Genomic DNA, 15,799 nt, shown 5'->3' on the forward strand with positions numbered 1-15,799 from the left:
ACCATTACGCCATCATCCGCAACATGGGCCTTGCGGATGCCACCAACGCAGCACGGCGCTTGCGACAGAACCGTTATCGCGTGTGCTGTGCCAAGCGTTTCCGGCCCCCTGCCCTACGTACAGACCCTAGATCGACACCAACACATCGCACTGCGATTCGCTCAGCACGTGCTTGGTGACGCTGCCCACCAGCAGCTCTTCCAGCGCGCTTTCGCCCTGCTTGCCGACCACGATCAGGTCGCAGTCCAGCTCCTGCTCGGTTTCCACGATCCGCCAGGCTGCGTCGCCGTGTGCAATGATCTGCCGAGCATTGGGCAGGCCGGCGGCTTCGCTCAGGGCCGCAAGTTGCTCCACGGCATCCTTCTTGATGGCGTTGCGGTAGTGCGTGAGGGTGTCCTGGTCGATGTAGGCAAAACGCATGCTGCCCTCGAAGGGCGCTTCGAACGCGTGCATCAGAATGATTTCGGCCTGCGGGGCCACGGCTTTTGCCAGCTCGATGGCACGCAGCGACGAAGGCGAAAAATCAACCGGCACCAGCACGCGGCGGTACGCCTCGCGCGGGGCCTGTTTGACCACCAGCATCGGGCAGTGCATGCGGCTCAGCATGCGCTGCACGGTGGAGCCCAGCAGGCGGCGCGCCAGGTTCTGCCCCTTGGCCCCGCATACCAGCAGGTTGGTGTGTTTGTCTTGCACCACACGGGTGATTTCGGTAGCCACCGAACCGGGCGCGACCTGTGTGCCAGCGGAGATGGCGTAGCGGTGGAACAGCATGGCAGCCACTGCACGCAGGTTTTCGCCGGCACTTTCCAGCACGCGATTCAACAGGTTGTCATCGGGTACCACAACCTGCTTGAGGCGCTCGTAAGGCGCGGGGTTGGCAACGTAGAGCAGGTCCAGCGCGGCATGCTGCGCCTGGCTCAGGAGTGCGGCCCGCTCTGCTGCGTTGCGCGCAGAAGTGGACAAATCGGTGGCAACCAGTACGTGCTTCAACGGGCTCATGTGGGGCTCCTTATGCAATGTGGCGCATGCGGATCGAGGCGTTGGCCTGCTGTCGATCCGCTCCTTTCGTGCCGCCATGGTCTCCCGAACCCTATAGGCGGCAGCTTGATTTGCGTCAACCTCAAGGCCAGGCATCTGGCTGCGGCAACAAACTGCAACATGTGGGCAGGGTTCATCAGTGTGCTGCCTGGTTTGTCCTGAACTTGGGAGGGAGGCAAAAACCCGGCAGAGCCGGATGGATGCTTTAAGATCGTGCGGTGTTGAAGGCAGCTGACATCGTTCAGCTTTCGACGCGCTCAACACTCAACAGCAATGAGCCAAGGGGAGAACAACATGGCAGTGGATAAAGCTTGCCCGGTGGTGCTGCGCAGCCGTGAAACGTTGGAGATTCTGGGGTTCGCGCATCCGTTGGCGGGCCTGCAGTTGGTCAAGGGAAGTGTGGAGCCAGGTGAGCCGAGCGAAGACGCTGCTGTACGAGAACTGTTCGAGGAAGCCGGAATTCAAGGCACGGTGGGACGAAATCTTGGCGTGTGGCGCGCTGAGGTAACCGGGCATGTGTGGGCATTTCATGAATGTCACGTCACCCACGAGCTTCCCGACACCTGGGTTCACTTCACCCAGGATGACGGAGGGCACGCGTTCAGGTTTTTCTGGCATCCACTCCATAGCGAGCCATCCGACGCATGGCACCCACTCTACAAGGATGCATTGAGCTTCCTTCGACTTGGCCTCACTGAAGCACCCGTGCCCGGCTAGGCGCCATGTCGGCTATTGGCCGAGCACAAACGGGCGGTAGACTCGCTGATGGCAAAGTAAACAACGTCAACTACGCTGCTCGCAGTTGCCGCGTAATAGCCGGATCGAGTCCATCTTGTGGCGCCCTGCTACTTCAAACGTCGGCACCTTGGGAGGATTGATGAGTTGCTTACCCCGTCACGGCAGAGTCTCCTGCTCGCGTTGCCACACCGAGAGTGCGCCAGCATTCGATGTAGCCACTCGCACCGAGGGCGAGTGGCGTATTACGGCAAACCCGCTGGCATGGGGCAGTACTACGCCAGAGGTGGTTGTGCTGGGCTTCTCCAAGGGCCCCACTCAGGCGGGGGCACTTGCCAGCACACCTCACGACGACATCGCCTACAAGGGCAGTCGTCTCAATGTGGGCAAGATTCTGGCCCACGTGGGCCTTATCCCCGCCGCCCCGCCCGACAGGCTCAAGCAACAGGTGGACCGCCTTATTGCGGACAACAACGGGCGCTTTCATTTCGCATCGCTCATCCGTTGCACCGTAGAGCGCCACGACCGCAAGGCTGGTACCTGGAAAGGATCAGGCGGCGGGATGCTGGACAAGTTCATTGCCAGCCCGTTCGGCAAGTCGGTGGCCAGCAACTGTACAACGGCCTTTCTTCGCGACCTGCCGCAAGAGACCCGACTGATCGTGATGTTCGGCCTGGGCACGGGGATGAACTATGTCGCGTCTGCCTACGCGCTGTTGCGCCATGCCCGCCCCGGCGCATGGAAGATGATCAACGCCGTGGCCTACACAGACGGCAGAATCACCGTGGTGCATGTCGAGCACTTTGCGGCGCAAGGCGCCTTGATCCCCAACTGGCTTGGGGAAAGGGATCACCCGAGAAGCAGGCTTGGCCTGCTCTCGAAAGCGGCTGTTCAAGCATCAGGGGTCGGCAACTTCAGCGGGGGGAATGGGCATGGCTGATCAACCGGTGCTGGCGGGCAAACACTTCCAGGCGATTCTGGCAAGCGCACCGCTGAACCAGGCGACGTTCCTTTGCCAGGGTTCGAGCAGCATGCTGTTCGAGCACGGTACCAGGCTCTATCGCCTCACGCTCGAAGGTTGCGGCCACAATTTTCTTGCCCGGCAGTGGGCCCAGGGCAACCGTAATGTCGTCGAGGTCATTCACGACTATGGCGCCGTGGGTCCCTCTGACGCTTCACTCAGGGGAAGCGAAAACGAGTTCTACTGGCTGGCCGAAGTGGAAAGGTTGATAAGCGTGGATGAGGCCAGCGAGCCGTTACTTGCCAGCCTGCTGTCGGGGTTGCTCGACGACAATGATGATCTGCCGGCCAACGCCGTGCTTGCTGAACAGTGCCTGGCCTTGGCCGGTGAGCATCCCGCGCTGGCGGGGGTGTTGATCACACTCGCCAGGGCGGCGGAATTTGCGCAGCGCCATGAATGTGACGTGGATGCCAAGCTCGACAACCTGATGCGCCGCCCCGCTACCGGGGAGCTGGTGTGGACTGACCCGCTGGGCGGGTGTTTCTATGCGCCGTAGATCAGCAATGAAGTGCTGATTTGGGTGCTATCGAATCTCAGCGATCTGCAAGGCCGCACACGCGGCCCCATCAAGATTGACGTCAGCCCATGCGCCGGGCTGCTAGCAAGGCTGAACCGCCATTCGGTTACTTACCTTGCGCCCCAGCACCAGCACCGTGACAAATCCGCAGCCCACCAGTGCCGTGGCCAGGCTCAGCAGCACCGAGCTGCCCATCTGGTCGACGATGCGCCCGCCAAAGAACGACCCCAGCGCAATGATCACCTGAAACAAAGCCACGAACAGCGGCATGCCGCGCTCGACATCCTTGGGCGCCACCACGAACATCCAGATGCTGGCGCAGGCCGGAAAGGCACCGAAGGCAAAGCCCCACAGCGCGATCAGCATCACCGCACCGGTCATGCCGGTGGCAAAGTAAGGGAACAGCGCCGTGCTGACGGCAATCATCAGCGCCACCAGCATCAGCGTGTAACGCACGCTGCGGTTGGCGGCAAACCCGGCGAAGACATTCCCCAGCACCCCGGCCACGCCATACAGCAACAGCAGCGAGCCAATGGTCGGCCCATCGAAGCCGGCGCTTTGCTTGAAAAACGGTGCCACGTAGGTGTACGCGGCAAAGTGCGCCAGGCCGATCAGCAACACCGCAATCAGGCCGACCCGGGCTTGCGGATTGATGAACAGTGCCGGCAGGTCACTGATGCGAATGGCCTTGTCGGGGTTGAGCCGCGGCAGCAGGAACACCTGGGCCAGCAGCACCGGTACACCCACCAGCGCAGTCACCAGGAAGGTCATGCGCCAGCCCATCAGGCCGCTGAGCCAGGTGCCGACGGGCACGCCCAGCACGGTGGCCAGGGTCACACCCACCATGATGATCGAGGTGGCCTGGGCTACCCCCACACCCTTGGGGGCCAGGCGGCCGCTGAGGGCGATGGCCGTGGCCCAGAACCCGCCGATGCTCACCCCCAGCAGCACACGGCCGAACAGCAGCAGGCTGAAGTCGGTGGCGTAGGCCACCACCGCATTGGCGATGATCATGATCAGGGTCAGGCCGATCAGCAGGTAGCGCCGGTCCATCGCGCCGATGCCCACCGACAGCAAGGGCGCAGCGAGTGCGGCCATGATGCCGGGCAGCGTCACCATCAGGCCGGCATGACCGGCACTGATGCCCAGGTCGCTGGCGACATCGTTGAGTACGCCCACCGGCAGAAACTCGCTGGTCACCAGGGCAAAGGCGCCCACCGCGACCGAGAGAATCGCTAGCCACTGCTGTTTGACGCTCTGTTGATTGTGTTCGGGAAGGCCGCTAGGGGCCTGGCTTGCGCTTGGCATGGTGCTGGGTTCCATGGGGGAAATGACGCCTTGAGCAGGCGCGGGAAGCGGGGAAAAATCGAAGGCGATTATACAAGCGGGTTTTGCCGCGCCGACAGGCGGGCCCTTTGATAGTAATCATCAGCGCTATCGATGAAAGGCCCGTAGTAGAGCAACTGCTGCAGGCCCATGCAAGCTTGGCCCAGCTTGCCGGGCATGCCAAGCCCCGGTACCTGACGCAACATCCGCCAAGGCCCTGCCCAGCGCCTCAAATAATTTGAACCGCCTCTGGGCGAACTCGCCTAATGATCAGCATGTGGATGATCCCACAGGCAACGTGCCAATACCGGCAAGCGCTATCAGAGGTGGTCAACGTGGCTAAGGACGAGAAGAAAAGCAAAGACGGGTCTTCAACAGCCAGCAAGGATTTGAAAGACAAGAAGTCATCATCGGCAAAGAAATCAGCTGCGGCATCGGCTCTTTCCAAAGCCTCTGAAAAGAAAGAAAAGAAAGACAAGAAGAAAGATGCCGAACCCAAGAAATCTGCAAAAAAATCGGACAGCAAACCCGAGAAGGCCAAGAAGTCGGACAAGGCAGATAAACCTGCGAAAAAGAAAAAGTGACGGTTGCGATTGGCCAGGGCTTCATGCCCTGGCCTTCTCACGCTGAATCGCGCTCCCGTCACTGAGAGATGATCGCCTTGGGTCCAGCGCCCTACAGCGACTCAAGAAACGCCCGAATCGCCGCCCGTTCCTTCGCCCCCAGCGTTACATAGCGCTGCCGGGCCACTTGCGCTTCACCGCCATGCCACACGATGGCTTCCTCCAGCGTGCGCGCTCGGCCGTCGTGCAGGTAGCCACTGCCGGGGTTGATCCGCTCACCCAGCCCAAGCCCCCACAGCGCAGGGGTGCGCCACTCGCGGCCGTTGGCGAGAAAGTCCTCACGGCCATCGGCCAACCCCTCGCCCATGTCGTGCAACAACAAATCGGTGTACGGCGCGATCCGTTGCTGGCTCAGCGCCGGGTACAGCGGGTGTGTGCCCGTGACCAGTTCGGGCCGGTGACAGGCCGTGCAGCCAATCGCGGCAAACAGTTTTTTACCCTGCACAACAGCAGGCTCGGCCTGCTGCCGGCGCGCAGGCACGGCCAGGTGGGCGAGGTAGAAATGCAGGTCACCAAGCTGCATCGCGTCCAGCTCCGGCTCGCCGCCGTGGGGCGCCTGCGCGCAGGCCTGTTGGGCAGGCGTGCAGTTCTGCTCAGGAGCCAGCGTGGAGGTGATGCCCAGGTCGCCCAGCATGGCGTGGGCGATCTGTTGGCGCAGGTCGGGCTGGTTGGCCTTGAGGCCAAAGCGGCCCGCCTCGGCACGCTGTCGCTCCACACTCCACACCTGATTGACGCGCCCGGTCACGCCGTCGGGCTTGGCTTCAGCCGCCATGGCCTGCAGCGTGCTGGCCTCGATGGCCTCCAGCAAACCGAGGCCGAATACCGGCGAGCCCACCCGCGCCGAGGTCAACACCCCGTCCAGTGGCCCATAGGCCAGCTCCCGCAGGTCGACACGCGGCGTGCGCAGCATCACGGTTTCGCCATCGCCCAGCGGCACCGCGTGTTCCTGCCAGTACACATGGGCCCGCCCCTCCCCCGGCACACCGGGCACACCTTGGTCGTTGAGCTGGTCGCCATACACAGGATGAGGCTTCGGCCCGCCGTGGGCATCGCGGCCCGGCACGGACAGGCGCAGCAACAGGCTGCGCATCGCCTCCCCCTGCTGCGGCGCCTGGCCACGACCGTTCTTGGGGTGGCAGGCGATGCACGACACCCGGTTGTACAACGGCCCGAGCCCATCCACCGCTTCGTCGCGAGACGGCGCGACCACCCACGCCTGCCGGAACAGGCTGCGCCCGCGAAAGAAGCGCTCCCGCTGGCCTTCGTCCAGCCCGGCGAAGGGCTGGGCATAGGCTTCACGGTTGACCGCGGTGTGGGTGACATCGGCGCTGGCGAGCGCGCTCACCAGCAAACCGATCGACAGCCCGGCGATGCGCACAACGGTCACTGACCCAGCCCCTCCAGCAACCGCGCCGCCTCTGCCCGCTGCAGCGCGGCCTGGAACTGCCAGGTGATCTCGGTGCGGCCCAGTGCATCCTGGTCGGTTGCCGGCTCGTGGGCCATGCCCTTGTCCTGACGTGCCGCGAACAGGCCCAGCAACGGCTTGGCCTCGGCTTGCCCGGCAGTCAGTGGCGGCGCGGTCAACAGCTGACGTATGGCGGCTACGTCATGCCCCGCCGCTTCGGCCGCGTGCAGCCGCGTCCAGAGTTCGTTCAGCGCCTCGTGGGGCAGGCCCAGCCATTGGGTGAACAGCGAACTGATCAGCGCCAGGCGTTCGCGCGAGCTGCCGTTGCCGTAGTCATAGGCGCCGTGCCCCGCGGCAACGAACGGGTCGTGGTACTGCGCGGGCAGCTGCGCATACACGCTCGGGCGCACCGGCAGCTTGCGAATGTCGGCATCGGCCAGCAGCGCCTGCCCGGCGTCGGACAACACGTACCGTGCGAACGCCCGGGCACCGGCCGGCGCCTGGGTGCTTGCGGTAATGGCGATGAATGCCGGGTTGAGCCCGCCGTGGGCCGGGTACACGAAGTCCACCGGCTCGCCGTTGGCCTTGGCCGAGGCGACGAAGAAGTCGATCGACAAGCCAACCGCTGCCCGCCCGCTGGTGACTTCGTCACTCACCAGCGTACCGCCGCGCGTGACCAGCCGCGCCTGCCCGGCCAGCTCGCTCCACAGGGCCCAGCCGCGCTCCCAGCCATAGGCGCGCAGCACGATATCCAGCAGCACCGGGGCAAACCCGACCCGGCCCGGGTCGGGCAGCGCCACCCGCCCGCGCAACCGGGCGTCAAGCAGGTCGGGCCAGTCCTTGGGCGTGGGCACGCCCAGCTCGGCCAGCGACGCGGCGTTGATGGCAAAGCCGTAACCTGCCAGCTCGGTCGCCTGGTACAGGTTTTTTTGATCACGCAACGCCAGGCCGCCGATCTGCGCCGGCAAGCCCTTCAGGCTGATACCCAGCGGCTGCCAACTGCCCGCCTTCGCCAGCCGGGTGAAGTTGCCCGGCGACGGCGCCCAGTACACATCCACCCCGCCCTGTCTGGCTTGCAGCAGGTAGGGCAAGGCATCGAAGCCCTGGCGCCAGAGGACCTGCAGGCGATACTCCGGGTGGGCCTGGGCAAAGCCATCCTCCACCCGCGTCATCACCTCCTCGGGGTAGCTGGTCATCACCACCACGCTTTGCGGGGCCGCGCTCAGCAGGCCGCTGAACGCCAGCAGCAGGCCCGCCAGCCAGCGATTACAGCGGCACATTGAATTGCACGAAATATTGACGGCCCATTTCCGGGTAGCCCTCGCTGTACTCGTACAGGCGGTCGAACAGGTTGCGCACGCCGCCCTCGATCAGCACGTCGTTGCTGAAGCGGTAGCCGGTCTTGAGGTTGTACACCGCGTAGCCCGGTGCCATCTGGGTGGCGTCGGAGGTGTTGTAGCGACGCGAGGCCGCCTCCACGCTGGCGGTGTGCTTCCAGGCGTCGAGGTTCCACGAGGCCGAGCCGAACAGGCTGTGGCGCGGGGTGTCGGTGGGGTGCAGGTCGCGGTCGCTGCGGTTCTCGCGGTCGAGGAAGGTGTAGTTGGCTGCCAGCTCCCACTCGCCCAGGTCGCCGTTGATGCCCAGCTCCACCCCCTGGTTGCGCGCCTTGGCGATGTTCTGGAACTGGCCGCAGGGCGCGGCGCAGTTGTCCTGCGCGGGCACGGTGACCTTCTGGATGGAGTCTTCGATATTGGCCACGAACAGCGCCGCGTCCAGCTGCCATTGCGGGGCAACCTGGCCGCTGTAGCCGAACTCGTAGTGCGTGGCGCGTTCGGACTTCAGGTCCGGGCTGGGGATGACCGTACCGAAGCGGGTCGAGTAGCGGTCCTTGATGGTCGCAAAGCGGCTTTTGCGCGCCACGGTGAGGCGCAGTTGGCCGTTGTCATCGGTGCCCAGCAGCGGGTTGGTGTGGGCGAACAGGCCGAGCTGCGCGTTGACCGCGTCGTTGCTGCCGGTGGGTTCGTCGTAAAGCACGGCCTGCTTGGGCGAACTGGCGGTGGTGCCGTAGTTTTCGGCATCCAGGCTCTTGCGGTAGTTGTAGGAAACGCCGCCCACCACGCTGAAAATCTCGTTCAGGCGCAGGGTGTCTTCCAGGGCAATCGACTGGGTCTGGTCGCGAAAGTGGGTTTGCGGGCTGTCGCCATCGCGGGAGCGGTGCACGTCATCCTTGAAGTGGTAGGCGATGCCCAGGCGGTTGTTTTCGGTCAGGGCCAGGTCGGCTTCCACCGAGAAGCCGGTGCTCTCGTCGTCGTACTTGCTCGGGAAGCCCTTCTGCAGGTTACCCACCACGCCGTTGCGGTAGGCGAAGCTTTCCAGCGAGTTCTTGAAGGTGTCGTGGTACACGCGGGTTTTCAGAAAGTGCTCGCCAAAGCCGGTTTTGGTGGCGATGAACACACTGGTGTTGTCCGAGCGCGGCCACTCCCACCAGCGTGCGCGCTGGCCGGTCGGCGGCAGCTTGCCGGCATAGGTGGGCTGGCCCTTGCTGCCCTCCTGCTGAACGTAGCCGAGCACGTATTCATCGGTTTCGTTGGGGGTGAAGCCCAGCTTGAAGCTGAACTTGGTGTCGCGGTGGTCGCTGTTCTCGCGCCGCCGGTGCCTTGCTGGTTGTTGGTGGGTTTGAAGTCGTCGGGCAGCAGGGTGTAGTCGTAATCCACATACGACACCCCGCCCTGCATCCACCACGCGCCCTGGTTGGAACCCACGTTGGCGTAGGTGCGGTAGGCGTTCACGTTGCCGTGATCGGTCAGCTCAAGCCCCCCGCCCACTTCGCCTTCGAATTCCTGCACCGGGCGCCGGGTAACCAGGTTGATCGCCCCGCCCAGGGTGTTGGGGCCGTACAGCAGCGAGGCAAAGCCCTTGTCCACCTGAATGCGCGACAGGTCGTAGGTGGTGAAGCGGCCCAGGTCGATGTTGCCGTCGTAGGGCACGTAGGTGGGGATGCCGTCGATATACACCGGCACCTGCAGGCGATCGAAGCCGCGCACGAACACCACCTGCTCGGCGCGACCGCCGATATAGCCCAGGTTGACGCCGGGGGCCAGGGTGAGCGCGCTGGCGACGGTTTCGCGGTCGTGCAGGCGGATGTCCTTCAGGTCGATGACCGAGCCGCCGGTGGACAGGGTTTCGTCCTGGGGCGCGGAGATCTGGATTTCGCCGAGGGTGAAGGTGTTTTTCTGCTCCGCGAGGGCGGATTCAGCGCCCAGGGCTGCGACGGCAACCATCAGGGCGTGCGGTGTTAGCGGCTTCATTGCTGCTCCTGTGTCGGCCTTGACGTAGGCGGCGCCCGGGCGACGTTGTGTATTATTTTATATAGCGACCGACGGTTTTTCTGGTCACGACCTCCCCAGGAGGTGATCAGCCGGTGGATGCTTTAGGGGGAAAGCGGGATGGCGCAGGGCCAAACGGCAGGAATGCTAGCGTTGTTCACAGGACGTTACAACGCTGTACACAAAAATATATAGCGAATTGACCAACCCAGAAGCGGGGCTTCTAGCGGCTTTGCGCTCGACGGCAAGGTGTCAGCGGAGTGCCGGCAAGCGCATCGAACCCCCTACCCTCCAGGCGCGCTACATCGTCTGTCGAGGGATGGCATAAATACGTACAAGTTCCTCGTTGCAGGCGTGGTCAAAGAACCTGCTCTCTAGAAAAACGAAGCTCTCAACGAAGCCGCAGGTCGTGAACAGCTGCTTGACCTTGGTCATTTCCATTGAGTCCGTTTCAGGTTGATTCTTGATAAGCGTTTGGCGAAGTGCGCCGGCTGCAGTACTTGGGTATATGAAGAGTTGGGGCACCAACGTGGAGCCACCGCTGGCATCGAAGCGTGTGAAGGTGATGGCAGTCAGCTCTAACTGCCTTTGATTGCTGCGGGCGAGTGCACGTACGGTATTCAATACGAAAACAGCAAGCCCCAATAGAAAATCCGAGATGTCTTTTTTCTCGAGTTTCCTTTGTAATTTTTTTAATCTGCTGTCCCGTGAAATGATGGGGAATTCTTCAAAATCGTCGAACGCGCCCGCCATGGAACGCAGATCATTGTAGGCTTCTTTTTTTATTATCTTTGCGTACACCCCATGTAACTTCATCTATTTGAATCTCAGCATACGTATTTTTAATGTAAAACACCGGGGCGCGGCATTGCATATTCAATCCACGCGAACAACTAATCGGGCTCTGCCCACTAAATCGCCTTACCACGGATCATAGTACCGATACCGGTTGTAATGCAGCCTGGTCTCACGGTTGTGATACTGCCCCTGAAACCGTAGCGGGTTACCCAGTCCTACCTGCTTCGCCCAAGCCGACCACTCCTCATGCACCTCACCAGCGTGCTCGCCGCATTGACCGCCTGGATCAGCTTGCTATTGCCGGCATAGGCAAAGCGCTCGGTCTGCGGCTGGACACCCAGGCTGGCGGTACGTCCGGCCAGCCGTCCCATGGGGTCAAAACGTAGTTCATCACAACGATGGCCGCCCTACCAACAGGGCATTTCTCGCATATTTTCGATGAACACTAGGCGCCCTTCATCGCCTACTAAGTTTTCTAACTTAGTCAAGAAACCATCCATGTCTTGGGAGATCAAATAAAATGCCCCCCAGCCATGCTCTTGCGCACATTGAGAAATCCCAAAATATGCGCAAGAAGATAGCAGACTTTCATACAATGGTTCTTCAATCCAGCTGTCATCTTGCAGGAAGTGTGACAACTCAGAAGGCTTTGGCTTTTCAGTGTGCCTATAGCGGGAAAGAATGCTGTATTTTTTCATGGCTAGCACATGGCGCTCATGCGAGGCAACTAAACTGCTAAATGCGCCACCTTTATCTTTGAAGAAAAAATTCGGCATGCCTCCCTTGGGGAATACTCCTGGATGATCAACACTGCCTGAGCCGCGTAAGCAGTAACACTCTCCTAACAATTCATCTAAAATACTTTCAGCTACCTGATTCACATCGAACCCCAGCTTACCATTCGGATCACGCGCCATTACAGCAGAAAGCTCATCATTACCATTTGCCGGTAGTGAAGATATACGCTCATTGGCGTATTTTTTTAGATACTTAAATTCCGATCTGCAAATCAAAACTTCGAACATCCCAGCTACCCCGGATAAGTAAATACTATGACTTCGCCTTTCTTGTTTTTCGCGTGCACATGCGGCCCGTCGTGATGAGCAGGAAATCCTTCGCCTACCATATGAGGGTGCCCGTCTGGGTGATCAAAAACTAGCGGCTTAGCGCCTTCTTCCTTCCGTCCTAGCGTACTTCCTCTAGCGCACAGACATGCGTAATTTTTCCCCCTGCTTTCAGAATTAAGCTCGGCAACTAGAATATCCTGCCTATCGAGGCAAACATAAAATTGACCTGAAAACTCATGCGCCTTGTAGATTTAACACAAATAGTCGAAGCCCGTCACGGCATGATCATTATTAGCGAGCGCGAATGGTTCATGTCCTGCTCAAGTTCACTTCATCCCTGCTGGTTATTCAGCTACGGCCCTCATTGAAATTTCACCTTCGACATGCTCCACCCGACTAGCCCTATTTCTGTTTATTTATCCACTCAGACATCTTCTCATGAATTCTACGAAGAATATCTGTGCTGCCAAAAATACAAAAACTTTGTGAGTTGTCGGATTTTCTATCCAGCAATGTAGTTTCGACTATCTCGCTTGCAGTGCCTTTAACCAGAAATGTTTTTTTGCTGTCTCCCTGAACGCCGCATGGGCATGCTTTGTCTATAAATTTTTCGGCTCGTTTGAATGTGTCCTCCCTAACTTTGAGATGCCTCTTTGCTTAGCTTGTCTTTCAATTCTGTGATTTTCAACTTTGCGCCCTCTGCTGTGAGTGGATTTTCTTTGTTCCAACTCACCGACTCTTCAAGGTTTTTCCTTGTGCTTGAATACGTCCCCTGTGTGCGGCCAAGCCTAAAGGATCAATCCATCCGACTGGGCTAACGACGTAACTATAGAGGTTCAGGCCGCCGTAATAGCTAATATCCAGAATGTGCCGCTTTGAGTATTTTTCTCGTTACGACTTCATTAAATAGATCGAAATTTCCTAAGCTCAACCACTAAATATAAATACACCTCAACTATAAACTCCCCCCTCTACAAACCAAGATCTCACCATGATCATTCTCAGCCAACATCCAAGAAATATTTTCATCGACCACGTAATACTCAAAAAAACGACAACTTTCAATAATGTCCTGAACTTTATTCAATGGAATAAAAAATACAAATTTTTCCTTGTTATCATCATCCACCACAAACCAAACTTTATCATTACCCGCGGGAAATATTTCAAGCAAGTTTTGATAGCCAGAATTGTCCGGAAAGCTATACACTTCCGGCTTACTGACCAGTGATAACCACCAAGCCCTAGGGGTTCCTGAGATGAATCTCTTTTCAATCAAAGAAGTAACTCTTTCTTTATCTTCGATTTCGTTAGGACTCAGCCCCTCTGAAACCAATGCAGCAGACAACTCTGACCTCAAATTTATTTCTTCACTCTCACACATAACTTTACCTACTTCTTATCAGGCCGGTGAGGATGTAGCTCCAGCCGGACAACATATTTTGCAAATCCTCAAAAGTGCTGTATTGCAGCGCACTCAAAACACCAGATGCTGTATGCATGCACTTTTAACAGAGTCTAGTCGCCCCCCAATAAACGCCTTAGCCCAACCAATCAACAACCCAACCCGACTCTGCAAAGTACTTTATCAAACTCTCTTTCGACTCAATCCAGTCATCAAACCCCACGCTGAAATCATATTTATTTGAGGTTAATACATAATAACCGTCCGTATCACCCAAATCAAAAATCACCTTAACATACAACCCCGCATCGTGACCGCTGACAACTTTACCGACTACGCCTAGAGGTGGCATCTTCATCATCACTCGCAAGTAAGTAACTTGCCCTCATTACACATAACGGGCGAGCAGAATCATCCCTGCCTGCCTAGTGCGGCTTTAGACTGAAATCTACTTGAGGCTCGTTATTTTCTTCGGATGAAAGCCCTATGGTAACGAATATCTCCCCCGTATCTTCATCCAATATATATCGTGCCAAGGCATGCTCCGCACCAAATTCTTTCAAAATCTTAGAGTTCCAGCTTTCAGATACTATTACAGCAACCTCCATGGCCTGATCAAACGAAAGCTTGTCGAATACGCCCGTTATCTCTAGCAGGTTCACCCAGAACTGAGTTTTACCAGGCGTGCTTTTCACATCTAAATGTTGTTGGTATAGCTCGGCATCAAACAACTCAACAACAAAAACCTTGCCATCTAGCATTTTGAACGCCGGCCATATAAGTCTAGCGAACCAAAGAATAAAATCGCCTGCAAGCTCGTGCGACTTATAAATTGAACACAAATAATCAACGCCCGTCACAACATGATCATTATTCGCTAACGCAAATGATTTATAATCATATGATTTGAAATGGTTTGACTCATTCACCTTTTGGAACCTCATGTGGGAGAGGTGCTAATACACGCCCCTGGTGGATAAGAACCCTACCATCTGGCGTGGACTCTTTTTTGCTTATTTAATATTCGGCCTAGGAATATTTCCGTGGTCTTTTCCCGACACACGGTACTGCTTCCACGTACCATCCCCATAGTGTGTCGTTTACTGGCCATCAGTCCGCAACTTGACTAACTCTATGATCAACATCAGGGCATAACTATCTCAACGTTGCACGCGGTGTTTTTTCGTTTACTGCAACCGCCCGACTAACTATTGGATGCTCGTTGCGCTACAACTTGATTAGCACCTCTCTCCCGACGTCTTCATTGCAATGCCATGTCTCGTATTGCAATGTTTACTGGCGAAGAAAAAACCCAATAACATCATGAGAAATTGTATTGCTTTGCGTGATGTACTTGTCATGATTTATCCTTTCGGCCCTTTGTGCTTCTCCTTCATTACATCGCCATATTCATTGAGGATTGCTCACCTGGCGGCTGCATTTCTTTTAGAAAATGCCAACTCCTAATGGAAACTTCCACACGCTCTATTTAGTATTAATTGAAGATTTGATTTTTTTCCTAGAAGCCTCCATATCATCAAAAACCGAGTCGACAATAGAAATTCCTTCTTCAGCAAGGAACCTATCGACTTCACGATCAATAACCCCTAAAAAAACACGATAACTAGCTTCGGCAAAAAAAACGCCCCTGATAAAAAACAGAAAGCACTTCTCCTTTAATCTTAAATAATAACGCAAAAGATGAATCAACTCCGATAAATTCAAAAGACCTTGTGTTTTTCAATTCCACCAAGCCATCAATTAAGGAAGTAATTGACAAATATATCATCATCCGAAGTCTTGAATCTTCCTTGGAGTCTATACCTTGATCGCCAGAGGAAAGCCTCATATCCCCCATGTCAAATCCTTCTGGCTCACCGTCCTCCTCGGATCTCGAAATGTAGAACTCCATAACTATTAGCCTCCTCTAACAGGGGAAACCGTAATTGTCCTATTTCCATCATGAGAGTCGAATACACCACGAACCCGGTCGGTGCGACCATTTATTTTTATGCGCTTCTCATAGATTTGCATTCTGCTACTAGGATCAGAAACTCCGTTACCCTTTTTCACAAGACACTCACATGCCGTCTGAATTTGTTCTTGCGTTGTCCCCTCAGGAAACAGGTCGCCATGGCCCCCTGGATGGGTGCCACTCACATGCCGCTCATCAATATGTTGCCAGCCTTCTTTTCGATTGCCAGGATCAATACGAGGTTTAGCTACTTTTCGCCCCGCCAAACCCAATGGATCAACGCAATCCGTCGGATTTAGTGCGTATTGGTACAGGGTCAACCCACCCGAATAACTAATCGGGTCCTTGCTAACAAACCGTCCAATCCCAGGATCATAGTACCGATACCGGTTGTAATGCAGCCCAGTCTCCCGGTCGTGATACTGGCCCTGAAACCGTAGCGGGTTACTCAGCCCTACCTGCCTTGCCCAGCCCGACCGCTCCTCATGCACCTCCCCCACGCCTTGTACTGCCCCGCCCACGCCACCTCACCCTTGTGGTCGGTCAGCTCCATCGGCGTGCCG

The 15,799-nt window shown here is 57.5% G+C and carries 15 protein-coding genes and 3 pseudogenes; 4 read left to right on the plus strand and 14 right to left on the minus strand.

Going from position 1 to position 15,799, the window contains the following annotated elements:
• Positions 1–126 precede the first annotated feature (126 nt).
• A complete protein-coding gene (locus DN388_RS17000; RefSeq protein WP_043859950.1) occupies positions 127–999 on the minus strand; it encodes a universal stress protein in 873 nt (290 codons plus the stop codon).
• A gap of 333 nt (positions 1,000–1,332) precedes the next feature.
• Here DN388_RS17000 and DN388_RS17005 point away from each other — a divergent pair, with 333 nt between their 5' ends.
• The 3 genes from DN388_RS17005 to DN388_RS17015 all read left to right on the plus strand — a co-directional run bounded on the left by DN388_RS17005 (position 1,333) and on the right by DN388_RS17015 (position 3,290).
• A complete protein-coding gene (locus tag DN388_RS17005) occupies positions 1,333–1,755 on the plus strand; it encodes an NUDIX domain-containing protein (protein WP_255001298.1) in 423 nt (140 codons plus the stop codon).
• A gap of 310 nt (positions 1,756–2,065) precedes the next feature.
• Positions 2,066–2,713, plus strand: coding sequence for a hypothetical protein (locus tag DN388_RS17010; protein WP_196932420.1), 648 nt, complete (start codon positions 2,066–2,068; stop codon positions 2,711–2,713).
• Positions 2,706–3,290, plus strand: coding sequence for a hypothetical protein (locus tag DN388_RS17015; RefSeq protein WP_143516649.1), 585 nt, complete (start codon positions 2,706–2,708; stop codon positions 3,288–3,290). The genes DN388_RS17010 and DN388_RS17015 overlap by 8 nt, the downstream gene beginning before the upstream one ends.
• A gap of 102 nt (positions 3,291–3,392) precedes the next feature.
• Here DN388_RS17015 and DN388_RS17020 read toward each other — a convergent pair whose 3' ends face one another.
• A complete protein-coding gene (locus DN388_RS17020; RefSeq protein ID WP_043859956.1) occupies positions 3,393–4,619 on the minus strand; it encodes an MFS transporter in 1,227 nt (408 codons plus the stop codon).
• 353 nt (positions 4,620–4,972) lie between these two features.
• Between DN388_RS17020 and DN388_RS17025 the strand changes: the two genes are divergently transcribed.
• Complete coding sequence (locus DN388_RS17025; protein ID WP_255001302.1) at positions 4,973–5,221, plus strand: hypothetical protein; 249 nt, start codon at positions 4,973–4,975, stop codon at positions 5,219–5,221.
• A gap of 91 nt (positions 5,222–5,312) precedes the next feature.
• On the opposite strand, the gene DN388_RS17030 is transcribed toward DN388_RS17025, so the two are convergent.
• The 12 genes and pseudogenes from DN388_RS17030 to DN388_RS17090 form a co-directional block, all read right to left on the minus strand.
• Positions 5,313–6,647: a di-heme oxidoredictase family protein gene (locus tag DN388_RS17030; RefSeq protein WP_255001304.1), complete on the minus strand. Its 1,335-nt coding sequence runs from the start codon at positions 6,645–6,647 to the stop codon at positions 5,313–5,315.
• A complete protein-coding gene (locus DN388_RS17035; RefSeq protein WP_255001306.1) occupies positions 6,644–7,945 on the minus strand; it encodes an ABC transporter substrate-binding protein in 1,302 nt (433 codons plus the stop codon). Before DN388_RS17035 ends, DN388_RS17030 begins: the two co-directional genes overlap by 4 nt.
• Positions 7,932–9,236, minus strand: a complete 1,305-nt coding sequence (locus DN388_RS17040) for a TonB-dependent receptor (protein WP_369682778.1) — start codon at positions 9,234–9,236, stop codon at positions 7,932–7,934. Before DN388_RS17040 ends, DN388_RS17035 begins: the two co-directional genes overlap by 14 nt.
• A 359-nt stretch (positions 9,237–9,595) precedes the next feature.
• Positions 9,596–9,973 (minus strand): annotated as a pseudogene (locus DN388_RS25425) (TonB-dependent receptor plug domain-containing protein); the annotation flags it as partial.
• Between the two features lie 318 nt (positions 9,974–10,291).
• On the minus strand, positions 10,292–10,807 hold the full coding sequence (locus tag DN388_RS17050) for a hypothetical protein (RefSeq protein WP_255001308.1): 516 nt from the start codon (positions 10,805–10,807) through the stop codon (positions 10,292–10,294).
• Positions 10,808–10,862: 55 nt separating this feature from the next.
• Positions 10,863–11,059: pseudogene (locus DN388_RS17055) on the minus strand (RHS repeat-associated core domain-containing protein); the annotation flags it as partial.
• Between the two features lie 137 nt (positions 11,060–11,196).
• Positions 11,197–11,814: a hypothetical protein gene (locus tag DN388_RS17060; RefSeq protein WP_146095006.1), complete on the minus strand. Its 618-nt coding sequence runs from the start codon at positions 11,812–11,814 to the stop codon at positions 11,197–11,199.
• A 997-nt stretch (positions 11,815–12,811) separates the two neighbouring features.
• Positions 12,812–13,240: a DUF6756 family protein gene (locus tag DN388_RS17065; protein WP_255001309.1), complete on the minus strand. Its 429-nt coding sequence runs from the start codon at positions 13,238–13,240 to the stop codon at positions 12,812–12,814.
• Positions 13,241–13,397: 157 nt separating this feature from the next.
• Positions 13,398–13,619: a hypothetical protein gene (locus DN388_RS17070; protein ID WP_063611984.1), complete on the minus strand. Its 222-nt coding sequence runs from the start codon at positions 13,617–13,619 to the stop codon at positions 13,398–13,400.
• 67 nt (positions 13,620–13,686) lie between these two features.
• Positions 13,687–14,190 carry a hypothetical protein gene (locus tag DN388_RS17075; RefSeq protein WP_201023422.1) on the minus strand — a complete coding sequence of 168 codons (504 nt, stop codon included), beginning with the start codon at positions 14,188–14,190 and terminating at the stop codon, positions 13,687–13,689.
• A 695-nt stretch (positions 14,191–14,885) separates the two neighbouring features.
• Entirely contained in the window at positions 14,886–15,173 is a 288-nt protein-coding gene (locus DN388_RS17085; protein ID WP_255001310.1) for a hypothetical protein, read from the minus strand.
• Between the two features lie 323 nt (positions 15,174–15,496).
• A pseudogene (locus DN388_RS17090) lies at positions 15,497–15,799 on the minus strand (RHS repeat-associated core domain-containing protein); the annotation flags it as partial.

This window comes from Pseudomonas sp. S12(2018), assembly GCF_024355235.1.
Taxonomy (GTDB): Bacteria; Pseudomonadota; Gammaproteobacteria; order Pseudomonadales; family Pseudomonadaceae; genus Aquipseudomonas; species Aquipseudomonas palmensis.

Coding starts and splice junctions, on each gene's coding strand:
- DN388_RS17060 (WP_146095006.1), bottom strand. CDS start 11,814: ATGTTCGAAGTTTTGATTTGCAGATCGGAATTTAAGTATCTAAAAAAA.
- DN388_RS17070 (WP_063611984.1), bottom strand. CDS start 13,619: ATGAAGATGCCACCTCTAGGCGTAGTCGGTAAAGTTGTCAGCGGTCAC.
- DN388_RS17005 (WP_255001298.1), top strand. CDS start 1,333: ATGGCAGTGGATAAAGCTTGCCCGGTGGTGCTGCGCAGCCGTGAAACG.
- DN388_RS17085 (WP_255001310.1), bottom strand. CDS start 15,173: ATGGAGTTCTACATTTCGAGATCCGAGGAGGACGGTGAGCCAGAAGGA.
- DN388_RS17050 (WP_255001308.1), bottom strand. CDS start 10,807: ATGAAGTTACATGGGGTGTACGCAAAGATAATAAAAAAAGAAGCCTAC.
- DN388_RS17035 (WP_255001306.1), bottom strand. CDS start 7,945: ATGTGCCGCTGTAATCGCTGGCTGGCGGGCCTGCTGCTGGCGTTCAGC.
- DN388_RS17015 (WP_143516649.1), top strand. CDS start 2,706: ATGGCTGATCAACCGGTGCTGGCGGGCAAACACTTCCAGGCGATTCTG.
- DN388_RS17020 (WP_043859956.1), bottom strand. CDS start 4,619: ATGCCAAGCGCAAGCCAGGCCCCTAGCGGCCTTCCCGAACACAATCAA.
- DN388_RS17000 (WP_043859950.1), bottom strand. CDS start 999: ATGAGCCCGTTGAAGCACGTACTGGTTGCCACCGATTTGTCCACTTCT.
- DN388_RS17065 (WP_255001309.1), bottom strand. CDS start 13,240: ATGTGTGAGAGTGAAGAAATAAATTTGAGGTCAGAGTTGTCTGCTGCA.